Source organism: Gardnerella vaginalis (genome assembly GCF_001546455.1).
Lineage (GTDB): Bacteria > Actinomycetota > Actinomycetes > Actinomycetales > Bifidobacteriaceae > Bifidobacterium > Bifidobacterium vaginale_B.
The window spans coordinates 161,012-186,000 of sequence record NZ_KQ956819.1; the positions used below are offsets into that span (position 1 = coordinate 161,012).

Sequence of the window (24,989 nt, forward strand, 5' to 3'; positions counted from 1 at the left end):
CTTTTAGACTTGAGCTTTCAATTTTATAAGAACCCGTAAATATTGGATTATTATTCCACGCTTTTAAGCGAGCTTACGGGGTCAATGCGGTCTAGTGCTGGGCTGGTTGACCATTGAACAATAAGAGCAAAAATCAGCGTTGCAAAGCCAGCAATCGCATAGCTTAGCCAAGATACCTCGACTTCAAAATACAGCGCTGGCATTCGCAAGGCGTTTGTTAGCAAGCCAGCAACTAGTCTTCCTAGTGGTAAACCAACTAGAACGCCTATTACGGTGAGTGCAAACATTTCTTTATGCACGTAGGCATGAACTTCTTTTTGATAGAACCCAAGAACTTTCAACGTAGCTATCTCTCGAGATCTTTCCGAAATATTGGTGCTTGCAAGCGTAAAGAGTACGGCCAGTGCCAAACCAGCGGCCAGAGTCACTATAAGCGCAACAACTGCATTCATTAAATCGAAGCTAAAAGCGTGTTTCATACGCGTAATGCTCATAACAGCAAGAACACCTTCTCGGTTAGCAACATTATCGGCGTAACGCATTTTTGCGTCGTCTTTTCCGCAAAGTTGTAGCATTAAAGCGTTGTGCTTAATGGTTTTTCCATTCTTAAAGCCGAATATTTTTTCGTAGCAGCGCGAAGTCATGTATATATTTGATCCAATAAGATTGCGAACTACGGCTCGCAACTTTACTTTTGCGCGTTTAAAGTTGGAATTAGTTATTTTAATATAATCTCCGCGAGAAACGTTAAGCGATGATGCTGCGCTTTGAGAAAGAAGAGGCCCGTCATCGTTAAGCGAAATAGTTTGCAAATTGTTATTAACGTCTTGAAGATTAACCATTTTAGACAACGTTGCTGAATCTTTAACAACTACAATTTGCACGCTTTCGGAATTTTCAACGCTGCTAGCGTTGGATTTGTTGGATTTTCCGCTATTTGCATTGCTTTTTGCGATTTCTCCAGAGCTGATGTAGGCAGGCAAAATGGTATCAACAAGATTGTTGGATTTATCTTTTTGCATGCTTTTCTTCATATTTTGGAATGCATCTGGAGTGGAAATAGAAATCATGTCGTAGTGGTAAATGCCGTCATACTGGCGAATGCCAAGGGTTGCAACGGTATCGTTTAGTGCCAGTGCGCACACAATTAACGCCGTGCACCCAGCTACGCCGCCGATTGTCATGCATAATCTGCCTTTAAAACGAGCCAGATTTCTTATAGATACCTTGTTTAAAAAGCTTAAGCGATTCCAAATAAATGGCAGACGTTCAAGAAGTACGCGAGCGCCCGCTTTTGGTGATTTTGGACGCAGTAATGTTGCTGGAACTTGCTTGGTCTCTTTCCAACTTACGATTATTGTGCATATGGCAACTGGTATTACAAACGCGAGCACACAAAGCGAGCCGTAAAGCCAGTCGTAGCGTAAAAGAACGCCTGGAACTGTGTATAATCCGCGCAAAATCTTAAGTAGTAAAGATGGAATTGCTAAGAATCCCAGAATATCGCCGATTCCGCCGCCTATAAAGCAGGCGAAAATCGCAAAGAAAGCATGTCTTGTTACAGCTGCGCAGCGGCTATAGCCTAGGCTTAAGTAGGTTCCGATTAGTCCTCGTTCCTCTTCTACCATTCTTGCCATTGCCGTTAGGCTCATCATCATTGCCACTATAAGGAACAGCACTGGAAAAGCGTAGCCGAGTGATTGAATCGAAGCCACGTCCGAGCGTAATCGCGTGTAGCTGCCATTTTCTATGCGTGTGGCAATATGCCATCTTGCTTGAGGAACAAGTTTTTGCACTTCTGGCTTAATTTTTGCGTAAATCTGCGCACGAGCCTTAGTTAGCACCGAGGCAGGCGCATTTTTTAGCATTGCAGTGGAAGCTATAGTCTGATTTACTTTTTGATTTGTCTGGTCTTCTATAACTTGATTTCTGCGCGTTTTTTGGCAATCGCTTTGCACGCTATTTTTAATCTGATTTGAAGCATCTGCCACAATTGCGCGATACTTTTGCGAAAAATTATTAACGTGGCTAGGCTTTGCTAATCGCACCGATATAGATGTGTATGGGTGGTTATTAGTGCTTTTGCTGGCAGCAGATGTGAAAATTGAATATCTCGATATAACAGAGTTACGGAAAGCCTTTGATTGATACCCGTTTGGATTGTCTAAATCGTTAACATCCAACACGCTTCCCGTAATTAAAATCTTATATTTTTGCTTTTGATTAGTACCATTAGCTAAACCAGAGTTTTGTTGTACGTTTAAAAACAGCGTGCTACCTATATTCAAGCCACTATCGTGCAAAAATCGTTCAGTTACGGCAGCTTGGCGATTATTAGTTGGCATATTGCCGCGCAGTAGATGCAGTCGATTTAGATTTTTAGAATTGTGATTATATTGAACGAGGTTCATTGCGTAAGACAAACTGTCATTATTTAGCGGGTGGGCGGTGGCTTTAAAAGACTTTTCGCCCTCGGCTTCGCTAACAATGGGCAATTTTTTGATTGCTTTAACATCGTTGTTGGTTAATCCAAGAGTAGATACGATTTGCAAGTCGTAAGCTTTGAGATTTGTGTAAACATTGTTTGCACCAAGAAGCATATCGTTGCAGCCTGCGTAGATGCCTGTCATAACAGCAACACCAAGCATTGCTATAACGGCGAGTACGCAAAAACGGCGCCATTCATGAATCCACATTCGTACGGCGCTAATAAAAACTATTGGCAAAATGGAGTGTGCGCGCTTAGTGCGAATCGCAGTTTTACGCTTGATTATCTTGGATTTTACGGTTTTGTTATTCACTATAAATCACCACTCTGCATCACCACTCAATGTCTGCGATTGCAGCGGGATTTTCTTGAACAGTTTCACTTACGACTTTTCCAGAATGGAATCGCACAACTTTGTGTGCCATAGGAGCAATCGCCGCGTTATGCGTAATAATAAGAACCGTCATGCCTTCTTTTTGGCAAATATCTTGAAGTAATTGCAAAACAGCTTTTCCAGTTTCGTAATCTAATGCGCCCGTTGGCTCGTCGCATAAAAGCAGCTTAGGTTTTTTAGCTAGTGCACGCGCAATAGAAACTCGCTGCTGCTCGCCGCCCGAAAGCTGGGCTGGAAAATTGTTAAGTCTGTTTTCCAAACCTACGTCAATAAGTGTTTGAGCTGGGTCAAAATGATCTGCGCAAATTTGGGAAGCAAGCTCCACGTTTTCTAATGCCGTTAAATTTGGAACAAGATTGTAGAACTGAAAAACAAATCCAATATCTTCTCTGCGATACTTTACAAGCCCACGGCCATTGAGCTTTGTAACATTTAAATCGCCAACAGTTACGCTACCGCTTGTTGCTGTATCCATGCCGCCTAAAATATTCAGTGCTGTAGTTTTTCCAGCTCCCGAAGCGCCTAAAATAACGGTTAGTTTGCCGCGCTCGGCTGTAAAACTGGCATCATCTAGCGCTCGCACGACGCCTGTACCAGATGGGTACTCTTTTACAACATGATCAAATGTTATGTACGCCACAATGCACCTTGCTTACTGATTGTTTAATTATGTTTTGCTATTAATTCTTAATTTTAATTTATTATGTAATTTTAATTTATTAGGTAATATTTGATTCTATTTATTGAAACAGTGATACTCCTCGTCGAGCAATGCAATATGCGTTACCAAGCCAAGTGTGCCTTGAATTTGGCCAAACAGCGCCGAGACGCGCGGCGCCTTGACTTATCCAAATACTTGGAACCCTTCCATCGGAGCTTTTTGATCCTAAAAGATTAAAGCCATTCTTGCTTTCAAGCCAATCAGGGTGCTGCGTGGCAATTGCCAATCCTTCTTCTAAAGTCAAAGGAAGGCGTTCATCGGAGTCAATAAGCTTTCTGGCAACATCTGGCTCGCGATTTAAATACGATGTACCCGTATGTGGGTCGATCGCAAGGTAAAATGGCCCTTCTGGAGGCTCAAAACCATCTTGTGGCAGGAAGCTAGCAATATCTCTAGGAGGCATTGTTGTAAAGCCAGCCATTCTTTCAATGCTGGTTCGAGAAATCAAAGACTCTGGCGAAACCAGCTCGCGAGTAGGCACAAGAAGAATGTTTGTTCCCAAATCACTTTGCTCTAGCGCGCGAATAAGTGGCAATGCTAAAGCGCGGAACGACGCTGCGCTCATATCAGCAACGTCTGGGTAACCAAGAGCAACAATGCGGTCAAGTTGCTTTTGTATTTCTTGCGAGGCTATAGACATATTTATATTTTACGTAAAATTTTCTACAATTGCGAGTCTGGCTCAACTTAATTAATACGCGATTAGACTGCGATTTTTAGCTACGATTTCCGCCAGTTGCACAGCGTTAAGAGCCGCGCCCTTGCGAAGATTGTCGTTTGTAACAAACATTGCCAAACCGCGTTTTCCGTCAACTGCCTGGTCTTGGCGAATGCGGCCAACGTAGCTTGCAGACTTTCCTGCAGCAAGCTGAGGCGTAGGAATATCGTCTAGCGCAACGCCATCGGCCGATTTTAACACCTCGCGAGCCATATCTGGTGTTACATCGCGCTCAAATTCGGCATTAATGCTCATTCCGTGGCCTGTAAAAACGCCTACACGCACGCAAGTGCAGCTTGCTGCAAGGTTTGGAAGGTGCAAAATCTTACGACTTTCGTTGCGAAGCTTTTGCTCTTCGTCGGTTTCTTGCGACCCGTCATCAACAATCGCGCCAATAAATGGAACAACGTTGAATGCGATTGTGCGCGCAACTTTGGTTGGCTGCGGAAAATCAATCGCATCTCCGTCAAACACAAGCTTATCTGCGCCCTGATCTAAAGCCGCTTGCGCTTCGTTCATAAGCTGCAACGCGCCCGCTCTTCCAGCTCCAGAAACCGCTTGATAAGAAGATACAATAAGTCGTTTTAAGCCAAAAGCTTTCGAAAGCGGATTTAAAACAGGCATGCACGCCATTGTTGTGCAATTTGGATTAGCAACTATCCCACGCGGAATATCGTTCAAATCTTGCGGATTTACCTCTGCAACCACAAGTGGAACATCGTTATGCATGCGCCATTGCGAAGAGTTGTCGATTACTATTGCGCCCGCATCCGCAAATCGCGGCGCCCACACTTTGGACGTTCCGCCGCCTGCAGAGAAAATCGCAATGTCAATTCCGCTTAAATCTGCTTTTTCTACGTCTTCTACAACAACATCTTTGCCTCGGTAGTTTAAAACTGTTCCAGCTGAGTGTGCGGAAGCTAAAAATCGCAAGTTTTTAATTGGAAAGTCGCGCTCATCTAAAACTCGGCGCATAACCATTCCAACTTGGCCAGTGGCACCTAAAACCGCAAGGTTTACGCCTGTGTTGCTTATAATTGCCATTTTGTCTCCCTTATTTTGCGTGATTTTTGCGCGATTTTACGCGATTCTATCGGCCGCTTCCCCCGTAAACAACAGCTTCCACTTTGCTTGCGTCTAATCCGTAGGCTGTGTGAAGTGCGCGAACCGCCTCGTCGAGCTGCTTCACTGGAACAATTGCCGCAATGCGAATCTCTGATGTGGAAATCATAAGAATATTAATTCCGTGATCGCTTAGTGCGGTAAAGAATGTGGCGGCAAGCCCAGAATAAGTTTTCATTCCAACGCCAACAACTGCGACTTTTCCAACCGAAGGGTCCACATCCATAGACGTAAATTGCAACTCGCCGCGCGCGCCTTGCAAAACCTTGCAAACGGCATCTAATGCCGAGCTTGGGGCGGTAAGAGATATGTCTGCTGTTTCGGTGGATGCACTTGCCTGAGCAATCATGTCTATGTTAACGTCTGCAGCAGCAAGAGTTGTAAATACTTTTGCAGCGTTTCCAGGCTTATCGGGAACGCCTCGAAGAGTAATCATGGACTCGCTTCTATCGTGTGCAACTCCAGAAATCACAGGGGTCTCTGGGCCTAAGTCTGGGAATAAATCGCCCATTGTGGAGCGAATATCAATGTTTGCCATTTTATTTGCCATTTTTGCCGCCTTCTATCTATTGTCTTTGCTTATTTACTGTGTGTTATGTTGTGCTTTATGTCTATGTCTTTTTAATAAATAATTAACTTAGATTTGGCAGGCTCTTTGGATCCACTCCGTTAGGAACAACCAAAGTGCCATTTCTGTGCGAAAACGAGCTGCGAACATGCAATGGCATGCTAAATCGTTGTGCATATTCAACACATCGCAATGCCAAAACGCGCGATCCGCAAGACGACATCTCAAGCATTGAGTCGTAGTCAATAACGGGGATTCGCTTTGCTGTTGGAACGATTCTAGGGTCTGCGGTAAAAACGCCGTCAACGTCTGTGTAAATCTCGCAAATATCCGCGCCCAATGCCACTGACAGCGCAACAGCAGAAGTATCTGAGCCTCCTCGGCCAAGCGTTGTGTCGTCGCCAACTTCGCTAATTCCTTGGAATCCTGCAACAATTGCAACGCTGCCTTTTTTAAGCGCGTGCGTAACGCGATCTGGCTTAACAGCGCGAATATGAGCCGCTCCAAATTGAGCGTCTGTCATAAATCCAGCTTGCGAACCAGTAAAAGAGTAGGCGTGCGACCCCTGCGCGTGAATGGCCATTGCCAGAAGGCTCATGGAAATGCGCTCGCCCGCAGTCATAAGCATATCCATTTCTCTGGCTGGCGGATGCGCATTTACACTCATTGCCTGATCAATTAAGTTGTCTGTGGTGTCTCCCATAGCTGAAACAACAACCGCAACGTCGTTTCCAGCCGCTTTTGTGTCTAAAATTCTTTTGGCTACGCGCTGGATTGCGTCCGTGTCTTCTACAGAAGAACCGCCGTATTTCTGCACTATAAGAGCCACTTTAACCCCTTATGTTCAGGTTATGCTTCTAAAGCATGCACGTTAGAAGAACTAATCTAAAATCAGACTACCAAGCGTGCTCTATTTATTTTTATTTTTATTTTGCAATACGTTAGTGGTGTATATTCTGGTGCGCGGCGGCTTTCGATTTTTCCGCGATGGGAATTCCTATACCTCTCGTCTGCCTTCAAACGCTCTTCCAAGCGTCACTTCGTCTGCATACTCAAGATCTCCGCCAACCGGCAACCCGCTTGCGAGCCTAGTCACCTTTATATCAAGCGGCTCAAGCAGTCGCGCTAAATACGTAACTGTTGCTTCGCCTTCTATATTTGGATCGAGCGCTAAAATAACCTCTTTTACTTGTGCGTCTTTTAAGCGCTCAAGTAGTTGCGTTATTTTTAAGTCTGCAGGCCCCACATTTGCCATTGGATTAATCGCTCCGCCTAAAACGTGATAAACGCCCGCGTACTCGTGCGTGCGCTCAATGCTCATAATGTCTTTTGGCTCTTCTACAACGCAGATTTTTGTGTGGTCTCTTCTAGGGTCTAGGCAAACAACGCACGGGCTTTGCTCGCACACGTTTCCGCAAATTTGGCAGAACCGCACGTTCTCTTTTAAGTCGTTAATTGAGTCGATTAGTTCTTGCGCTTGCGCGTTAGAAGACGAAAGTATGTAAAATGCGATTCTTTGTGCGCCTTTTGGGCCAATTCCAGGAAGACTAGAAAATGCGTCTATAACTCTGCCAATTGCGCCTTCGTACGATGACACATTATGCACTTTTTACTCCTCTTGCTTTCGCCTGCGCGCGTGTGCGTTTTTAGGATTATTTGGGTCGCTTGCGCCGAATTCTTTTACAGATTTGACTTCAAACATTTTTTCTAAGTCGTCTATGCCAATGTTTGTTGCAGATTCTAAAGACGCGTCTTGCATTGAGCATTCGTCTTCTTGAGCGCCATTTATGACTTCATCTTGCTGCGATTGTGCTGGCGATGCGGCTGGCGATTGCTCCTGCTCTATTGATTGCGATTGCGCTTGCTGCACGTGTTGTGTTTCTTGCAGTGCTTGTGCTTGTGCTGCCGCAAGTGCATCTCCCATTGGTGCAGACGCCATGCTTGCCCATGCGTCATCTTGCGATGCGTCTAAAGAACTATCTAAAGAACTATCTAAAGGGCTATCGTCAGCCAACTCGCTTTCTTCGCTGGCTGTTTTGCCAAATCCTTTTACAATTCCAGCCTTGCGCATAAGCAACTCGCGCTTAACTTGAGCAAGCTTTTGAGAATCCATTTTTGCTACGGATTCAACTTTTTGGCCATTTTCTGCAACAGAATTAGGCGCTATTGAAACGTCTTTGCCAAAAACGTCTTTTACTTTGCTCATAACAACAACGGGTACTTTTTTGCCATCGTAAGGAGCAGTTGTGCAAATCGCAAGCGCAAAAGCATGCTGGCTTATAGGCTCGTCAAAAGTTAGAACAAGCTTTCTTTTTAGCGGATTGCTTTCGTCTAATCTAACCTTTGGAACATGATTTCGCTCTACGTATTCGCGAACATCGTTTGGAAGATCTTTAACCAGATTATTCCACGCCTCGTCAACGTCTAAAATCTTAGTTGGCTGATCAAGTTGTGCTTCTGCTTGCGATTGTATCTGTTCTGGCTGTATTTGTTCTGGCTGTATTTCTTCTTTTTGTATCTGTTCTTGTGCTGGCTCTTGCGTCTGCGTCTGCTTCATCTGTGGCGGCACTTGCTTATTGTTCTGTTCTTTGTTTGCCGAGCCAATAAAATGCTTTACGTTAGTTTTTGGCGCTTCAACATTTTTTGCATAAATCTGCGTTTGAGCATTTTCGGTAGAATCTGTTCTAGTGCAAAGCAGGCGCGCAACAAGAATTTCAAGATTCATTCTAGGCGAAACAGCATTTGCCATTCCCGCAAAAGCATTATTTACGATTTCTGCCATTCTAGACAAGTTGCTCAAAGTAAGCTGACTTGACTGACGTTGTAAATCTTGCATGTCTTCTGGAGATAAATCTCCCAACAAGTTTTTAGCGCTATTAACTCCTGCAGAAGCCAATAGCAACAAATCGCGCAAGCGACCAAGCAAATCTTCTACAAACTTGCGACTATCGAAGCCTCCAACAATAACCTTTTGCACAGTTTCGTAAAGTTTTGCTCCGTCTTTTTCAATAAGAGCATCAACAACGTCTCCAATTAAGTTAGAAGGCGTAAATCCAAGAAGCGCAACAGCAGAATCTAGTGATATAGCGCCATTTACGGAGCCAATCATCAACTGGTCCAATACCGAAAGCGTATCTCGCATTGATCCGCCGCCTGCGCGCATAGCAAGACGCAGAACGCCTTTTTGTGCTTGAATTCCCTCTTTTTGGCAAATGCTCTCTAAGTAAGGACCCATTACTTCTGGTGGAACAAGCCTAAACGGGTAGTGGTGAGTTCTAGAGCGAATTGTTCCAATCACCTTATCTGGTTCTGTTGTAGCAAAAATAAACATAACGTGCTCAGGCGGCTCTTCCACAATCTTAAGCAAAGCGTTAAAGCCTTGCGGAGTAACCATATGAGCCTCGTCTAGAATAAAAATCTTGTATCTATCTCTAGCTGGCGCAAATCCTGCGCGCTCGCGCAGTTCTCTAGCGTCATCAACACCGTTGTGGCTTGCTGCATCTATTTCTACAACGTCTATAGAACCTGGGCCGCCTGTTGCAAGATCTTTGCAGCTTTGGCATTTTCCGCATGGCTTAGAGGTTGGGCCTTGTTCGCAATTAATGCATCGCGCTAAAATGCGTGCCGAACTTGTTTTTCCGCATCCGCGAGGCCCCGAAAATAGATAAGCGTGCGTTATTTTGCCTTGATCAAGTGCTCTAATAAGCGGAACTGTAACCTGATTCTGACCAATAACACCTTCAAAAGTGTCTGGTCTATATCTTCGATACAACGCAAGTGCCATAATAACCTACCGCCAACTAGACATTAACTTGAATCCACTTAATCTTGCTTAAGCAAGCTTCTGTTTTATTTTAATCTTTTAATCAAACATGCAACGTTTCCGCACGCTATTACATGCTACATTATGCATTTACTTGCTACAATCCACTAAGCCTGCTTTAGCGCTTACGCTTATACTATTTGCCATTGGAAGGTGTAAAGGAACGCTTAACTTTAGCGATATGTCGTTGTCTTTTTCAACACAAGACTCGATTTTTGCATTGTTTGCTCTAGCTGTGTTTTGTGCGATTTTGCAGGCGTCTCCTTGCATGTTTTGTATGGCAACAGCTCCAGATATTGCCGCCGCATTTGCTAGCGCGTATGCGCGGTGTTTAGAAACAAGAATTGACCCAATAACAGCGCAAAGAACCAGCATAGAGCAGATTGCGGTTACCAATCCTATGCCTAGCATAGTTCCAGAACCGCAATCCGCCCCGTTCAAATGCTTAAAACAAAAACATTGCGTTATTAATCGCTTAGTTCTTTTTGATCTCATATTAAAACCTGACTAATGCGTGCTTCAATAGATAATGGCAAAACCTTCAGCGGGTCTGGCACAACTGGGCAACTAACAACAATATTTGCCATATTTCCAACATATTCAACTTTTACAGAACTATTGTTTCCAGATACTTTATGCACTATGTTTTGTGCTTCTTTAGAATCGTGTGTGGATGCTACATAATAGGCAACCTGGCCTGCTGCGTCGTTGCAATTCATTGTATTTACAACTGATTTCCCTACAAAAATTAACACCACAGTAAGAATTACAACTGCAGGCAAAATAATCGCAAATTCTGCGGTTACTGCCCCAAAATCTTTAGTATCTTTAATATTTTTAGCAAATTTAGCGACTTTAGTGCGCATAGTTAATTCTGTATCTTTTTTATTTGCATCCTTCTTATTAAAAATGTTCAAAAATATATAATTCTTCATTTTTTCTCATTTCTTTTGCATTAGTTAAATCTCCATTTATTAGTGTTTGTGCTAGTTCTTTAGTGCTTTTAATCAATTCAAATTTTGTAAATCTTATATCATCAAGAGCTTCGCAATGTTTCACGCAATGTTTCACGCAATCTATTTTGGTATATCGCTTATTGCCCTAGCTAACGTGCAAAGCTCTTTTAACTAGTTCGCCAATAGCGGTGCGTACAGCATTTGATTTAGCAACTGCAATAAGAACAGCAGCAAAAGCCGTAGCAGCTATAAGAACAACCGCATATTCTGCAGTAACCGCTCCTTCATCTAGCTGCTTTAGGTTGTGATTCAAGCGATTTTGCACGCTATTGCATGCTTGTTCTGCTTTAATCAGCCCTTCGTTTGCCTTTATTGCAAATGTGCAACAAAGGTTTGAAAATGTGTTAGCAATTTTTTTCATGTTACTTACCTTCCTTTCTTTTTATTGTTTATTTTTTTTTATTTATGTACCCGTTTGGGGCACAAATTTTAGACGCGACTTTTGCGCTGGATTATAAATTTGCAAAACCTTTGATATTAGTGCATAAATGCTGCAACAGTTGGCAAAATGCCAACAAAAATAAACGCTGGCAAAAAGCACAATCCAACGGGCAAAAGAAGACGAACGGAAAGTCTAGAACTTTCTTTCTTTGCAATGTTCTTCATCGATTGCTCATAGTTTTGTAAAACGGCGTTAAGCACTGGAACTGGCGAGCTTCCATAACTCCATGACTCGCTTAAAGAGTTTTTTAGCCACGCACTTAAAACTAAAGAAGAATAAGAGTTTTTATCTTTTTTATTAAAGTACACGTGTGGCGCGCTCCATGCTTCTCGCCAAGTGCTACCAGAAATAAGCGCTTTAGAAACTCGTTTTAGCCAGATTCCCTTAGAAGCGGGCAGCGCGCAGCCAACTGCGTCAAGTGCTCTAGTTATTGCAACACCACTTTTTAGCGCCACTATTATCATTTGCAAACCAAGAATCGGGTCTATATCGTTTATTGTGTTCTGCCTAAACTCGTAAGTCTCTTGCATAAAAATAGCAGGTTTGCATGCGCGATTATACAGTGAGCTAACTGCCACCTGCTTAGAAAAAAGTTTGCACAAAACAATTATGTATGCAACTAAAATAATCCAAATAATAATTGCCTTTAGCATTTAACCTCCTATATAAGCTTTAAGTTTTAACGTAAAAACTTTTAACTGTTGGTAACTGTTGCCAATTCGCTCTAAGCTCCACTAAGGTAAGGAGTGCTCATCGCTTTTTTAGAGGAATTAAGAATGCGCGCAACCCAAATAATGCCAATTGTGTAAAAGGTCATTCCAACGCCTAAAAGCGTATAGCCCTTGTAGCTTGTAAGAATCATTAATATTGGGTTTGCCCCTAAAAGTTGGCCTGTTAAAAGTGACAAAAAGGGAAGAGCAATAAGCAACTTTATAGTGGCTTTTGGCATTGCAAAAACCTCCTCGCTTAAGTCGTCAACTCTTTTATTTGCGTAGTAAGAATCCGAAACAGCTTGAACGCAATCTGCCATAGGGCAGCCAATTGAGTTGCTTAAGTTGTACACGCACATAAGCGACTGTGCAATTCTACGCGCATCTTTTTGACCTTTGGTCTTTTTAGAAGTTTTTGCATTTTTAAAAGACTTAGCTACATCAGCGGTATTATTGCTTGACTCTAGTCTAGAATTAATCCACTTTAATATGGATTCTGCATTTATCTGCTGGCTGTACGCCTTGCTGCTTACGATGCTGGTGTTGCTATTGCGTTCATCGCTGCCTCTAATAATCGATTCAAAAGAAGACCCCGATTTTAAAGATGCAACAAGAGCTGCTAGCGATTCTTCAATACCCATATCAAATCCTTTGTTAGCTTTTAACAGTTAAGCCTTTAAAACAATTTGCGAATTTAGAGGCAAATGCCATTTGGTTGCAAAATCTTTCCACGCTAAAGTGGTCTCTATTTGCGAGTCTTTAACTCTTAAAACAGGAACACCTTCTAACGCGCCAGAATCATTTGACTTTAGCAATCCAAGTTCTTTTACAACGCGCGCTCCATTTACTCGCTCAACGTGAATAACAACGTCGAATGCATCTGCAGCTAGAGCGCAAAGTGCCATTGGCTCTAGCCCTGCAAGCAAACCCAGGGCCATTAATCGTGCTGGAACCTTTTGCACTTTATCGGCGTGCAAAGTTGTCATTCCTCCCTTGTGACCGCATGTAAAAACGCGCAGCAAATCAGCTATTTCCTTGCCTCTACACTCGCCCAAAATAATTCTGTCGGGGCGCATGCGCAAAGTGGCCTTTACAAGATCTGGCAAATCAATGCAGCCAGCACCTTCAACATTCGCTTCCCTTGTGGCTAAAGAAACGTGATCGTTGGAAACAGAGCCCAATTCTCGTGTTTCTTCAACAGTTACTATTCTGTCTTTTGGATTGCAAGAAGCTAAAAGAGCCTTCATAAGCGTTGTTTTGCCCGAACCTGTACTGCCTGTAATCAAAATATTTGCGCGGCTTTCAACCAGCAAATAAAGAATTCTGGATAGCTCAATTGGAAACATGCCTTTGCTGCTTAACTCCGTTAAACAATAGCGTTTTAGCGCTGGAAAACGAATCGAAATAGCAGCTCCGCTTAAAACTATTGGGGCAATAAGCGCGTGAATGCGCACTCCTAGCGGGCTAGAAGCGTCTGCAATTGGGCATGCGTCGTCTAATCTTTTACCTAATTGAGCGCACAGCCAAACAGCATATTCGCGCAAAACGCTGGGATTATCAAACGGAATCCTTGGATTGTATTCTTGTAGGCCTAATCCAAAATCCACCCAAACGCGGCCAGTATCTGTAACAACAATATCAGTTGTTTTAGGATTGTTTGCAAGATCTTGCAAAACGCCAAAATCAATATCTTGTAGAACCATGTTTACCGCCCAATATTTTTGAAAATCTTCCATATTTACAAGATTGATTGCCTTGCGCAGTAGACGCCATTAAACCCGATTCGCGAGAATTGCCAAGCAGCCAAGTGGTGATTTTCCCCACGGTTGCTTGCGCACATTTAGGTACGCTTCTAATTCCATACCCGCCAATTATGTCTTCGTACATTTTAGAATCGTGGCCAATTGGCCCTTCTACATTGCAAAGTAAATAATCGCAAGCTTCCCCAACTTCTACAGGGCAAAATCTGCTAGAAAGTCCGCGTGGGTTTAAACCTGCAACAATAGAAGTGAGATTCTTGGCGTAATTTTTATTATCTAACTCTAGATTTCGCCAATGCGCTCGCAATCGTGCAAGGCCTAAAACGCTAAGCTCTGCTGCAAAAATTGTTGGGACCTCTGCCAAAGTTGGAAGATCTTGCAAAAGCTTTCTTGCCGAAAGCCCAGATCCAATGTCTACAATTACAACGTCGCAGGCTTTAGCAAGACCTCTAATTGCGGCCTCAATAACCCATGGCTTAGGCTCCTGATTTTTCCAAGGCGAATAAGCCAAAATATCCACATTGTTCCAGTGCAAAAGCTCGCAGCGCAAAACGTAGCCGTCTAATCTTCCTAAAGGAGCTTGAACCTCTTGCAATCTTCTGCCTTCATCTTGCTCTAATCCAAGCAAAACATCTAAACCGCCATTTGAAATATCTGCATCGATTAAAGCTACAACGTATTTTTTACTAGCTATATTGCTTGCCAGAAGCGCAAGAGTAGTGCTTAAACCAATTCCGCTATTTGCTGCAGAACCAATTACAACATTTTTTGGAAAAGGCTTTAGCGAATAGTTCAAGCTTCCAATAGTTTCTTGAACAACATGATTATTGCGATTGTTGCTATTATTGCAATTTTCGCCACTATCGCGATTGTCTTGAAGCGCACGATTATTTATAACGCCAAAATCTTTGCTAACCGCAGGGCTTGCAAGAAAATCAGAACTGCGATTAAAAGACGCAATAATAGTTGAGTCTTCACTCTTATTTGCCTGATTAACTTGGCTAACAATGTTAACTTGCTTAGCTTGGTTAATCGCGTTTTTAAGCGCGCTTGCCTGAGGTGGGTACGTGTTAAGTGCCCTAGCCACGCACGAAGGTGCATCGTAATTATCAATATTCATATTGCTCATGCAGCTATTGAATAGCATGCAAAACAAATAAGCAATACTTTTGTAAAAATGTGGTTAAAGGCTTAATAAACGTTGCAATTCCGCCAAAAAGTTATCCACATTGCTGTTTTAGCTTATTGCTGTATAAGCGTATTAGCGCACAAGCTTTGGATTGGAAGCCATATATCTTTCCAGAAGCTCACCGTAGATTGGTTTAGTGTGCAAAATGTCGGATACAAGAAGCGCAATAAACGCAGAGGCGGCAACTGGCAGAGTGTGAATCATTGTTCCCGACATTTCTACGGTTAGCAAAATCGAAGTGAGCGGAGCTTTTACCGAAGCCGAAAGCGTGCCAGCCATAACGCACACTGTAAAAATCGGCATTAGTTTTGCGTTAATGCCAAGTAGAGGAGTGTTTATAATTGCTCGCGAAGCAACACCGCCTGCAAGCGCTCCAACAGCCAGAATTGGCATAAAAATACCGCCAGGAGCGCCGCATCCAAAGCTTGTAGAAGTAAACAGCATTTTTGCAACAAACAGAAGGCACAGAAGCGCTATGCTTACCTTTCCATATTCGGAAAGTTTAACAAGATTTGAGCCTCCACCAAGAACCTCTGGCAAATATAAGCCAACAGGAATTGCGATTAAACATGCTGCAGATACAGGAGCCCATTTAGGCAAATATTTATACAGCGTTTGTAATCCAAGTAAAGAGCGGTTCATTAAAGATCCAACAAGACCTGCAAAAATGCCAAGCGGAATCAACCAAAAATGAAGTGCCATTGGCAAGTCTGGAATCATTCCAAAGTCTAAAACAGGGCGAAGTCCAAAGCATGTTTGAGACACAAAGTCCGCGCAAATAGATGCTACTGCTGCTCCCATAAGAACCGTTGAAGATAGCCCGTGCTGAACTTCTTCCATAGCAAACATAAGCCCAGAAAGTGGGGCACTAAAGGCAGCAGATAAGCCAGCTGCTGCTCCAGCGGTTACAACATAGTGTTCTTGTGTATCGTTTTTATTGCCTTTTCTAAAAATTCTAGACATCATTTGCGCGCCGCAAGCTCCGATTTGAATCGAAGGGCCTTCGCGCCCAAGAGACAAGCCAAACAGCGACCCCAACAATCCGCCTACAAATCGTACAGGCAAAATGGTGTTCCAACACATTTTTAGTCCGCGCTGAACATATCCAACAACTTGCGGAATACCGCTTCCAGATGCCATACTTTCTTTGCGACTCATCCAGCCAATAAAAAGTCCAGCAACAATCGCAAAAACCACACACGGTACAATCCAAAGCATGTTTTGCAACATTCGCGCATACATCCATCGCGCAAAATCGGTTCCGCACTCAATCCCAAGTCTATAAGTTGCCACAAGCGCGCCCGAAACAAGGCCAACAACTGCGCCCGCAAGAACCATCTTCCATCTAAGATGCTTAAGTGTTTTAAGAATGCGATCCGAAAGGTCGCGCAAAAAATCGCGTATAGAACCGCCTACGTTCTTTAAAGTCACAATAAACCTATTCTTAAATCAAATCGCAAACAAATACACAAAGCATTCTAACATTTTTAATAACACAATAAATATCAATTAATAAAATACATCAATTAATAAAATTAAAAACTAAGACGTTAGAAGCAAAAACAGTACAAAACACGTTCCAGCGTATGCAATAAATGCGCACAAGAATGGCACTATTAGTTCGCTAACAAAAAGCCATAGTCCAAGCTTGATTTTCTTTAGCTTAAACAGGCTTACGACTTCTAAGATTGCGGTTGAAAACGTTGAAAATCCGCCTAAGAATCCCAAAGCGCAACTGTAAACAATAGCTGAAGCAAAAGTTAAATTGTATATAATTGCAGAGCTTAGGGATGTAACTAAGCCCATTATAAAAGATGCAAAAGCGTTGATTAGCAAGGTTGCGATTGGAAAATCGTGGTTATAAACGCGCCCTATTGCATCAGATACTGCGCAACGAAGAACGGCGCCAAGTCCTGCAAAAACAAGAGGCAGCCAAAAAAGAGCGTATGCGTAAAACATCATTTTGCACCGCCTTTGTTAGCGTCTATTTTATTGCTGATTTTTGCATCGTCAGCATTTTTTACGCTGTTATTGCCATTAAAAGCAAAAATTCTATCTCCAATTAAGCTTCCAGCAAGCACTGCTAAAACGCCAAAAATCATAGATAATGCCATAATTGCAATTACTTTTACAATGTTCATTGCGGTAAATGCGGAGTATGCGCCCTCAAAGGCAAAAGTGGACATTGTGGAAAGCGCTCCGCAAAATCCTGTGCAAAAACCGTATTTTATTAGATCTTTGTTTTTGCAGCGCAATCCACTTGCTACAAGCGAACTTACTAAAGCAAGAATAAAACATGCCAAAACGTTAGACAAAAGAGTTGCAAAAGTAAAGCGGCTAAAAAGCATCGAATATCCCGAATCCCAATGCATGCCATGCGTAAAAACGCCTATTTCACTACGCACAAAAGCGCCGAGCACGCCGCCAACAAACACAACAAAATAGATTTTTGCACCAAGTGTTTTATGTGGTTGTGCTGAGGGCAAGTCTGGGGGATTGCTGCTTGGAATACTCATAGCTTTAGCCGCCTTAAATCGAAGTTTAATCAGCCTTAGTCAGCCTTAACTAGCCATTAATGCATTAATAGCATTAATCAATCAGTGAATGAACACTAATAATGTGGTCGCGCTGAGGGCCGGTACCAATTGCCGAAATGCGGCAATTGGAAAGCTCTTCCAAGCGCTTTACGTAGCTTTGAGTATTGGCAGGCAAGTCTTCAAACTTGTGGACTTTAGAAATATCTTCACTCCAGCCTGGAAGCATCTCGTAAACTGGCTTAGCGCTAGCAAACAGAGACTGATCTACTGGCATCTCGTTTACGCGCTCAACGCTTCCGTCTGCTAAAGTCACATCGTAAGCTACGCAAACTGGAATCTCTTTTAGGCCAGTCAAAACATCTAGCTTTGTAAGAACAATATCTGTTAGGCCATTTACGCGAGTTGCATAGCGGCTAACAACAGAGTCAAACCATCCGCAACGGCGAGGGCGACCAGTTGTTACGCCATATTCGTGACCTTGCTCGCGCAGCCAATCGCCACTTTCGTCCAAAAGCTCTGTAGGGAATGGGCCTTCGCCAACGCGCGTAATGTAGGCCTTAGCAACGCCGATTACGCGATTAATGCGAGTAGGGCCAACGCCCGTACCCGTGCAAGCACCGCCAGCCGTAGGATTAGAAGACGTTACAAATGGGTATGTTCCGTGATCAACGTCTAGCATAGTTGCCTGGCCGCCTTCAAAAAGCACGGTTTTGCCATTTTCCATTGCCTGGTTTAGTACAAGCGAAGTATCGGCAACGTATGGCTTTAGTCGCTTTCCAAGCTCTACAAGTTGGCTGGTAACAACATCAATGTCAATTGGGTGCTGGTTGTAAAGCTTAACAAGCATCTGATTCTTTTGATGCAAGCTGGCTTCTACCTTATCTCGCAAATGATCTGCGTTAAACAAATCGTGCACGCGAATACCAACGCGATTAATCTTATCTGCGTAAGTTGGGCCAATTCCGCGACCCGTTGTACCAATCTTGTGCTTTCCAAGGAATCGCTCTGTAACTTTATCGATTACGCGATGATACGGTGTAATAACATGCGCCGACTCGCTAACAAGCAACCTCGAGCAATCAACGCCGCGAGATTCAAGCGCGTCAATCTCTTCAAAAAGAACTTCTGGGTCTATAACAACGCCGTTTCCAATAACAGGAGTTACGTTTGCGCTGATTATGCCGCTAGGGAGTAAGTGCAGTGCGTAAGATTCGTTTCCTACAACAACAGTGTGGCCAGCGTTATTGCCGCCATTAAAACGTGCAACAATATCTACCTTAGAACCAATTAAATCAGTTGCTTTACCTTTGCCTTCGTCACCCCATTGAGCGCCAATAAGCACAATTCCAGGCATGCTGCACCTCCATTTTTGGGCTAACGTTGCCCAAACAAACACAATTCCTACGTGTTAAGACTAGCGCAAAGCCAATACCGAATAATGTTAATAAATATTTGCGATTGCGCTATTTTAGAGCTGTTTTAAAGCTATTTTAAAGCTTTTCCAGCGGAACCAAGCTGTACGCAAGCTTCTACAACACGCTGAGCCATGGCTTTTTCTGCTTCTTTGCCCCAAGATCTTGGGTCGTAAAGCTTTTTTGCCCCAACTTCGCCGTCGATTTTAAGAACCGAGTCGTAGTTGTGGAACATGTGGTCTGCGATTGCGCGCGTAAAAGCATATTGCGTATCTGTGTCAATATTCATTTTTACAACGCCATATTTTACAGCTTGCGCGATTTCTTCGGCCGTAGAGCCAGACCCACCATGGAACACCAGCAAAAATGGCTTTGTTGGCACACCAAACTTGCGATTGCACAAATCAAGCTTGTACTTGTTGTACACAGCGCTTTGAATGTTGTCTAGCAATTGTGGCCTAAGCTTAACAACACCTGGTTTGTACGCGCCATGCACGTTTCCAAACGTAAAAGCGGCCATGTACTTTGCGCGGTCTTCTAAACCTAATCGCTCAACAACGCGCATAGCGTCTTGGGGAGTGGAGTACAACTTTTCGTCAATATCTGCTCTGTGGCCGTCTTCTTCGCCGCCAACTGCGCCGATTTCAATCTCTAAAATTGTGTGCGCTTTTGCCGAAGCCTCTAGCAATTCTTCTGCAATATCTAGATTGTGCTCAAGCTTAACCGTGGAACCGTCCCACATATGCGACTGGAAAATCGGCTCTTCGCCGTGTGCAACTTGATCTGCCTCGTGCGCAAGAAGTGGCTTAATCCAATCGTCTAAATAAGGCTCTGCACAATGATCCGTGTGCAATGCAACGCTAATATTTGGGTATTGTGCTGCAACTTGATGCGCGAATTGCGCAAATGCGATTGATCCAACAACGCGATTATTTACGCATTGACCCGAAAAATATGCGGATCCGCCAACCGATACTTGAATAATTCCGTCGCTTTGAGCTTCGGCAAATCCTTGGAGTGCGGCGTTTAATGTTTGCGTGCTAGTAACGTTAATCGCAGGGTAGGCATAGCCGCCTTTGCTTGCGGCATCAAGCATTTGTGCGTAACGTTCAACGGTTGCAATAGTCATACTCTTATTATTGCTCTAAGCGCGCATATTTTTAGCTATTTTTGATTATCTTTGATTTCTTGATGACGTTTTTTTGCTGCAGTTACTACAAAATGTAGATATTCGAGTGCGATTTCTTCTTTTAATCCGGATTCTTCGGCAATCTTTTTTAGTCGACTTGCCTGGCGGTTTTCTCGCGATTTATCTTCTGTAGCAAGATTTGCGCGCGCTTTTATTTCCCCAACTTTTTCTGTGACTTTAAAACGTTCAGCTAAAAGCGCAACAATCGCATTGTCAATATTGTCAATCGACTGACGCAACGCAAAAATCTCGCTTACTGAATCGCAGTCATAGCTACAATCTGATTCAGTCAAACGCTTGCGCGCGTCAATCGATTCTTTAGAAGAGTTGCACATGTTTTTGCACACAATATTGCACACAATATTTCTAGTCGAAATAAGTTTGCAAAACCATTGTTGTTTCCGTGCTAACTGGAACAATGCGGTGAATTGTGTTAATTAATTCTTCCAGCTTGCTAGGAGTTGCAACGCGAACAACAAGCATAAAGCTTGGGCTTCCTGTAATCGAATAGCAGGCTTCAATGCCTTCAATGTCTTTTAGCTTGTTTGGAATGCTAGATTCTTGCTCAAAGTCAAGAGGAGTAACCGCTACGAACGCGCTTACAGGCAAACCTCTGCGTTCGTAATCAATCAAAGCACGATACCCAGTTATAATTCCGCGTCGTTCGAGCTTTTGAACCCTGGATTGCACTGCGGAAACAGATAATCCAGATGCTTTAGCTAGCTTGGTTAGTGTTGCACGGCCATCGTGCTCAAGAATGTCTACAATAATTGCATCTGTAGAATCTATTGGAGCAACTGTGCTCGCGCTGGCTTCCAAGCCAGAAGGAATATTGTTTTCAATCCTATGAGAGCTTCCTGTCATACGACCTCCATCCTCATACAGCGCATCTAAAATCTTTGTTTTTCTTCTTTGACTTTAGCTACGCCCCCTGCAGTCTATCTAATCGTATCGTATTTTTTAATGAAAAAGAACAAAATTAGATAAAAAATCACGGTTTTTCACATTATTTAACACATGTTTACACATCTAAACTTCTGACGGTTTGAGATATTTGTATAAAAAATACCCCTCGATTTTAACCAAGGGGTATTTTTAATCTAGATTTTAACTATTTTTGCGCTGTTAAGCTGCGACTGCTCCTGTGCCGCCATTAGTTGAGTTATTGGCTTGCTGAACAATCGCCGCAAGAAAATCGCGATTAGAAGCGGTCTTCTTTAAGCGCGGCACCAAAGTCTGGTAAGCCTGCTCTGGCTCCAAACCGCCGAACAATCGCCTCAAGCGATAAATAATCGGCAATTCTTGCGCTGGAGTAATCAGCTCTTCGCGGCGCGTGCCAGAAGAATTAATATCTACAGCTGGGAACAAGCGCTTATCGGCCAAGTCGCGGCTCAAACGCAACTCCATGTTTCCTGTGCCCTTAAACTCTTCGAAAATAACTTCATCCATCTTTGAACCAGTTTCCACCAAAGCGGAAGAAATAATAGTCAAAGAACCGCCATTTTCAATGTTTCGCGCGGCACCAAAGAACTTCTTAGGTGGGTAAAGCGCCTGAGCGTCCACGCCGCCAGAAAGAATGCGGCCAGAAGCAGGGGCGGCAATATTGTATGCGCGAGCAAGGCGAGTCATGGAATCAAGAAGCACAACAACGTCTTGTCCAAGCTCCACAAGCCTCTTAGCACGCTCAATCGCAAGCTCTGCAACGGTAGTGTGGTCTGTAGCTGGACGGTCGAATGTAGAAGAAATAACCTCTCCCTGAACGGTGCGTTCCATGTCGGTAACTTCTTCTGGGCGTTCGTCTACAAGAACAACCATCAAATGCACTTCTGGATTGTTAACAGCAATAGCGTTAGCAATATTTTGCAAAGTGATTGTTTTACCAGCCTTAGGAGGCGAAACAATTAAGCCGCGCTGACCTTTACCAATAGGAGCTACAAGATCAATAATGCGGCCAAGCATGCGATTTGGCGTAGTCTCTTGCTTTAAGCGTTCCTGCGGATACAAAGGAGTTAACTTAGCAAATTGCGGACGATTCTGAGATTCTTCAACGCTCATGCCGTTAATGCTGTCAACGCTTTGCAAAGGAACAAACTTTTGGCGCTGATTTCTGCGGTCTCCTTCGCGAGGTGCGCGAATGGAACCTTGAACAGCATCTCCCTTGCGCAATCCGTATTTTTTGATTTGGCTCATAGAAACGTAAACGTCGTTTGGGCCAGGCAAATAGCCAGAAGTGCGCACAAAAGCATAGGAGTCAAGAACGTCTACAATGCCAGCAACTGGAACGAGCTCTTCTTTTGGTTCTTCGCGGCGTGGAGCTGGCTCGTGAATTTCTTGCTCTTCGCGAATATCGGCTCGCTCCTGACGCAAATTGCGCTCGGAGTTGCGTTCTGCATTGCGTTCGGAGTTGCGTTCTGCTCTAGAATCGTAGTCATTTCTGTCTCGTCCGCGTAATCTGCGCTGGAATCTATCGCCTCTGTCGCTTCTATCGGATCTATCTGCTCTAGAATCGTAGTCATTCTCTTCGTTAGATCTAGAAGCAGAGCGCATTCTACGCGATTCTAAGTCTCGGTTTGATGCGGAATCAGAAGGCTTTTCGCTTGGTAAAGTAGCAAGAATCTGGTCTAAATCAGCAACTGACTCTTCTGCTTTAGCAAAATTATTGCCACTGTTTGCGCGAGAGTTATTTTCGCGCACGCTATCTGCAGCATCCGCTTTGTGATAACGCTGAGGCTGGTTATCTCGTGCAAAATTGTGACGACGCACAATCTTATCCGCATCATTTGAATTAGAAGACTCATCATCGTTTAGTGAAAAACGATTTGTTCTTACAGAGTTTTTAGGAACATGAACGCTAACACCAGCTGGCGCATCCCCACCATTTCGCGCAGCAGTTAGCGTAGCAACCAAATCTGGCTTGCGCATTGTAGACGTGCCGCGCAGACCCATTTGCTTCGCAAGATCCTTAAGCTCCGAAAGCTTCATATCATCAAGATTTTGGCTTGTTGCCACAGTTATGCCTTTCCCTAACTCCAAGAAATAGACTGCTTGGAGCTTTACATGGAAGATTACGGAAAATCCGTTGTGAATATAACGATAGACACATATCAATGTGTATTAATCGCCGATAAATGTATGCTACTACACTCGTACGACTCACAACAACACGGCGTGGCAAGCCAAGCGCTACTTCTTTTCGTGATACGATTTCTCGGTATTAACAGACCAAACGTTATCTTTAGATTGCTTTCCGTTGTTAATATTTTGAACAGCTTCAATAGCAGTTGCCATTGAGTGATCCTGGTTATTGTAGCGGTGCTGGCCATTTCTACCAACGCAATACAAGTTGCCAAAAGCGTCCAAATACTTAACAAGATCAGGCATCTGAGCGTAAGTGTCAAAGTATGCAGGATATGCCTTTGGAACGCGTTCGCGATGAGCATCTAAAACGTCGTCTTCGCTTTCAATAACCTGCATGCGAATCAACTCGTCAATTGCATTTTTGCGAGCTTCTTCGTCACTCATATTCCAAAAATCGTCGCCTTCACTGCAGAAGTATTCAAGGCCAATCCAAACAGTGTTGTCAACGTCTTTAACAAGGTATGGGCTCCAGTTGTTAAAGATTTGCAAGCGTCCAACCTTATAGCCAGGGTCTTGCACGTAAATCCAGCAATCTGGAACAATAGGAGGATTGCCAAGAGTTGGAATATCGGTTGTGTTGCGCAAGCGCATGCGCTTAACAAGCAAGCCAACAGTCACAAAATCGCGGTAAGGCAAGCCTGATGCAACCTTTTGCAAATCTTGTGGAACTTCCGCATTATTGCCATCTGCGCCTTGCTCAAGAGCTGCAACCAAATCTTTAATTGGCATAGACGAAATAAACTGATCTGCATGAAGCTCACTGCGCTCGCCATTTTGATTTTCAACAACAACGCTGCAAATCTTGCCGTCCGCCTGCTTTATGGCCACAACCTTAGAGCCAGTTAAAACAGTGGCGCCATTTTCGCGGCAGCGGCGTTCAACGGTTTCCCAAAGCTGGCCTGGACCAAGCTTTGGATACCAGAATTCTTCAATAAGCGAAGTCTCAACTTCTTTCTGGCTTGCCTTATTCTTAGGCATAAGCTTAGAAATAGCGTTTTTTAAAACCTCAACAATGCTTAGGCCCTTAACACGCTGAGCGCCCCAATCGGCAGAAATCTGGCTTGGGTGCCTACCCCAAAGCTTCTCGGTATAACCTTCAAAGAACATGGAGTAAAGCTTTTTGCCAAAGCGATTAATGTAAAAGTTTTCGAGGTTTGTTTCTGGAAGCTTATGAATCATGGACCAAAGGTAGCTAAAACCAACCTTCATAGTCAGCACAAAGCCCATAGAACGCAAAGTTGCTGCAGAAAGAGAGATAGGGTAGTCAAAGAAATGGTGATTCCAGAAGATTCTAGAAACGCGATGACGCTTAAGCATAACTTCATCTTCGACTTCTGGGTCTGGGCCTCCAGCCTCTAAATCATGATGCCTGCCAAGCTTCTTGTCATCGTAAGAAGGAGCGCCCTGCAATGGCAACATTTCACGCCACCACTGCATAATGCGATCGTCTTTAGAGAAGAATCGGTGACCGCCAATATCCATTCGGTTTCCGTTATATTTTACGGTACGCGAAATGCCGCCGAACTCGCTAGTTGCCTCAAGAACGGTTACATCGTACTTGCTAGCGCCGCCATCTTTTACAAGCTCCCAAGCGGCCGTCAACCCTGCCGGACCGCCACCAATAATCACTACAGATTGTTTCTGGGATTGTGTATCAGTCAATTTTCCTCCATACCTAAAAACAATTTTTCAAAGTCTAAAACAACAAATTACAAACAATCATTTGCTGTTAGAATATCTACTACTTAGAATTCAAGCCAAT

The 24,989-nt window shown here is 43.6% G+C and carries 24 protein-coding genes; all 24 read right to left on the reverse strand.

Annotation, left to right across the window (positions count from 1 at the left end; genetic code table 11):
• Positions 1-50: 50 nt before the first annotated feature.
• The gene (locus HMPREF3216_RS03975; RefSeq protein WP_060787038.1) at positions 51-2,801 is read right to left on the reverse strand and encodes an ABC transporter permease; all 2,751 of its coding nucleotides are present in this window, start codon (positions 2,799-2,801) and stop codon (positions 51-53) included.
• Between the two features lie 19 nt (positions 2,802-2,820).
• Positions 2,821-3,522: an ABC transporter ATP-binding protein gene (locus HMPREF3216_RS03980; RefSeq protein WP_060787039.1), complete on the reverse strand. Its 702-nt coding sequence runs from the start codon at positions 3,520-3,522 to the stop codon at positions 2,821-2,823.
• 100 nt (positions 3,523-3,622) lie between these two features.
• Entirely contained in the window at positions 3,623-4,243 is a 621-nt protein-coding gene (locus tag HMPREF3216_RS03985; protein WP_060787040.1) for a DUF5701 family protein, read from the reverse strand.
• Between the two features lie 51 nt (positions 4,244-4,294).
• Positions 4,295-5,365, reverse strand: a complete 1,071-nt coding sequence (locus tag HMPREF3216_RS03990) for an aspartate-semialdehyde dehydrogenase (RefSeq protein WP_060787041.1) — start codon at positions 5,363-5,365, stop codon at positions 4,295-4,297.
• A gap of 46 nt (positions 5,366-5,411) precedes the next feature.
• Positions 5,412-5,993 (reverse strand): ACT domain-containing protein, encoded by a 582-nt coding sequence (locus HMPREF3216_RS03995; RefSeq protein ID WP_081090960.1) that lies wholly within the window; start codon positions 5,991-5,993, stop codon positions 5,412-5,414.
• Positions 5,994-6,075: 82 nt separating this feature from the next.
• Positions 6,076-6,840 (reverse strand): aspartate kinase, encoded by a 765-nt coding sequence (locus HMPREF3216_RS04000; RefSeq protein ID WP_060787042.1) that lies wholly within the window; start codon positions 6,838-6,840, stop codon positions 6,076-6,078.
• 168 nt (positions 6,841-7,008) lie between these two features.
• The gene (gene recR, locus HMPREF3216_RS04005; protein ID WP_060787043.1) at positions 7,009-7,617 is read right to left on the reverse strand and encodes a recombination mediator RecR; all 609 of its coding nucleotides are present in this window, start codon (positions 7,615-7,617) and stop codon (positions 7,009-7,011) included.
• Positions 7,618-7,620: 3 nt separating this feature from the next.
• Positions 7,621-9,795 carry a DNA polymerase III subunit gamma and tau gene (locus HMPREF3216_RS04010; RefSeq protein ID WP_060787044.1) on the reverse strand — a complete coding sequence of 725 codons (2,175 nt, stop codon included), beginning with the start codon at positions 9,793-9,795 and terminating at the stop codon, positions 7,621-7,623.
• A gap of 129 nt (positions 9,796-9,924) precedes the next feature.
• Positions 9,925-10,329, reverse strand: a complete 405-nt coding sequence (locus tag HMPREF3216_RS04015; protein ID WP_060787045.1) for an Rv3654c family TadE-like protein — start codon at positions 10,327-10,329, stop codon at positions 9,925-9,927.
• Positions 10,326-10,700: a TadE family protein gene (locus HMPREF3216_RS04020; RefSeq protein ID WP_060787132.1), complete on the reverse strand. Its 375-nt coding sequence runs from the start codon at positions 10,698-10,700 to the stop codon at positions 10,326-10,328. The genes HMPREF3216_RS04015 and HMPREF3216_RS04020 overlap by 4 nt, the downstream gene beginning before the upstream one ends.
• A 235-nt stretch (positions 10,701-10,935) precedes the next feature.
• Positions 10,936-11,211, reverse strand: coding sequence for a DUF4244 domain-containing protein (locus HMPREF3216_RS04025; protein WP_060787046.1), 276 nt, complete (start codon positions 11,209-11,211; stop codon positions 10,936-10,938).
• Between the two features lie 116 nt (positions 11,212-11,327).
• A complete protein-coding gene (locus HMPREF3216_RS04030) occupies positions 11,328-11,945 on the reverse strand; it encodes a type II secretion system F family protein (RefSeq protein ID WP_060787047.1) in 618 nt (205 codons plus the stop codon).
• A 71-nt stretch (positions 11,946-12,016) separates the two neighbouring features.
• Positions 12,017-12,643 (reverse strand): type II secretion system F family protein, encoded by a 627-nt coding sequence (locus tag HMPREF3216_RS04035; RefSeq protein ID WP_060787048.1) that lies wholly within the window; start codon positions 12,641-12,643, stop codon positions 12,017-12,019.
• 27 nt (positions 12,644-12,670) lie between these two features.
• Positions 12,671-13,705 carry a CpaF family protein gene (locus HMPREF3216_RS04040; RefSeq protein WP_060787133.1) on the reverse strand — a complete coding sequence of 345 codons (1,035 nt, stop codon included), beginning with the start codon at positions 13,703-13,705 and terminating at the stop codon, positions 12,671-12,673.
• Positions 13,686-14,891: a CpaE-like family protein gene (locus HMPREF3216_RS04045; RefSeq protein WP_060787049.1), complete on the reverse strand. Its 1,206-nt coding sequence runs from the start codon at positions 14,889-14,891 to the stop codon at positions 13,686-13,688. Before HMPREF3216_RS04045 ends, HMPREF3216_RS04040 begins: the two co-directional genes overlap by 20 nt.
• A 132-nt stretch (positions 14,892-15,023) precedes the next feature.
• Positions 15,024-16,382 carry a ClC family H(+)/Cl(-) exchange transporter gene (locus HMPREF3216_RS04050; protein WP_060787050.1) on the reverse strand — a complete coding sequence of 453 codons (1,359 nt, stop codon included), beginning with the start codon at positions 16,380-16,382 and terminating at the stop codon, positions 15,024-15,026.
• A 111-nt stretch (positions 16,383-16,493) separates the two neighbouring features.
• Complete coding sequence (locus HMPREF3216_RS04055; protein WP_060787051.1) at positions 16,494-16,913, reverse strand: fluoride efflux transporter FluC; 420 nt, start codon at positions 16,911-16,913, stop codon at positions 16,494-16,496.
• Complete coding sequence (locus HMPREF3216_RS04060; RefSeq protein WP_060787052.1) at positions 16,910-17,467, reverse strand: fluoride efflux transporter FluC; 558 nt, start codon at positions 17,465-17,467, stop codon at positions 16,910-16,912. Before HMPREF3216_RS04060 ends, HMPREF3216_RS04055 begins: the two co-directional genes overlap by 4 nt.
• 73 nt (positions 17,468-17,540) lie before the next feature.
• Positions 17,541-18,842, reverse strand: a complete 1,302-nt coding sequence (locus HMPREF3216_RS04065) for an adenylosuccinate synthase (RefSeq protein ID WP_060787053.1) — start codon at positions 18,840-18,842, stop codon at positions 17,541-17,543.
• Positions 18,843-18,973: 131 nt separating this feature from the next.
• Positions 18,974-20,029: a class II fructose-bisphosphate aldolase gene (fbaA, locus tag HMPREF3216_RS04070; RefSeq protein ID WP_060787054.1), complete on the reverse strand. Its 1,056-nt coding sequence runs from the start codon at positions 20,027-20,029 to the stop codon at positions 18,974-18,976.
• A gap of 35 nt (positions 20,030-20,064) precedes the next feature.
• Positions 20,065-20,424 (reverse strand): chorismate mutase, encoded by a 360-nt coding sequence (locus tag HMPREF3216_RS04075; protein ID WP_060787055.1) that lies wholly within the window; start codon positions 20,422-20,424, stop codon positions 20,065-20,067.
• Between the two features lie 31 nt (positions 20,425-20,455).
• Positions 20,456-20,953, reverse strand: a complete 498-nt coding sequence (locus tag HMPREF3216_RS04080) for an Lrp/AsnC family transcriptional regulator (protein ID WP_060787056.1) — start codon at positions 20,951-20,953, stop codon at positions 20,456-20,458.
• Between the two features lie 261 nt (positions 20,954-21,214).
• Complete coding sequence (rho, locus tag HMPREF3216_RS04085) at positions 21,215-23,098, reverse strand: transcription termination factor Rho (RefSeq protein ID WP_060787057.1); 1,884 nt, start codon at positions 23,096-23,098, stop codon at positions 21,215-21,217.
• Between the two features lie 174 nt (positions 23,099-23,272).
• Entirely contained in the window at positions 23,273-24,889 is a 1,617-nt protein-coding gene (locus HMPREF3216_RS04090; RefSeq protein ID WP_060787058.1) for an NAD(P)/FAD-dependent oxidoreductase, read from the reverse strand.
• Positions 24,890-24,989: the final 100 nt, after the last annotated feature.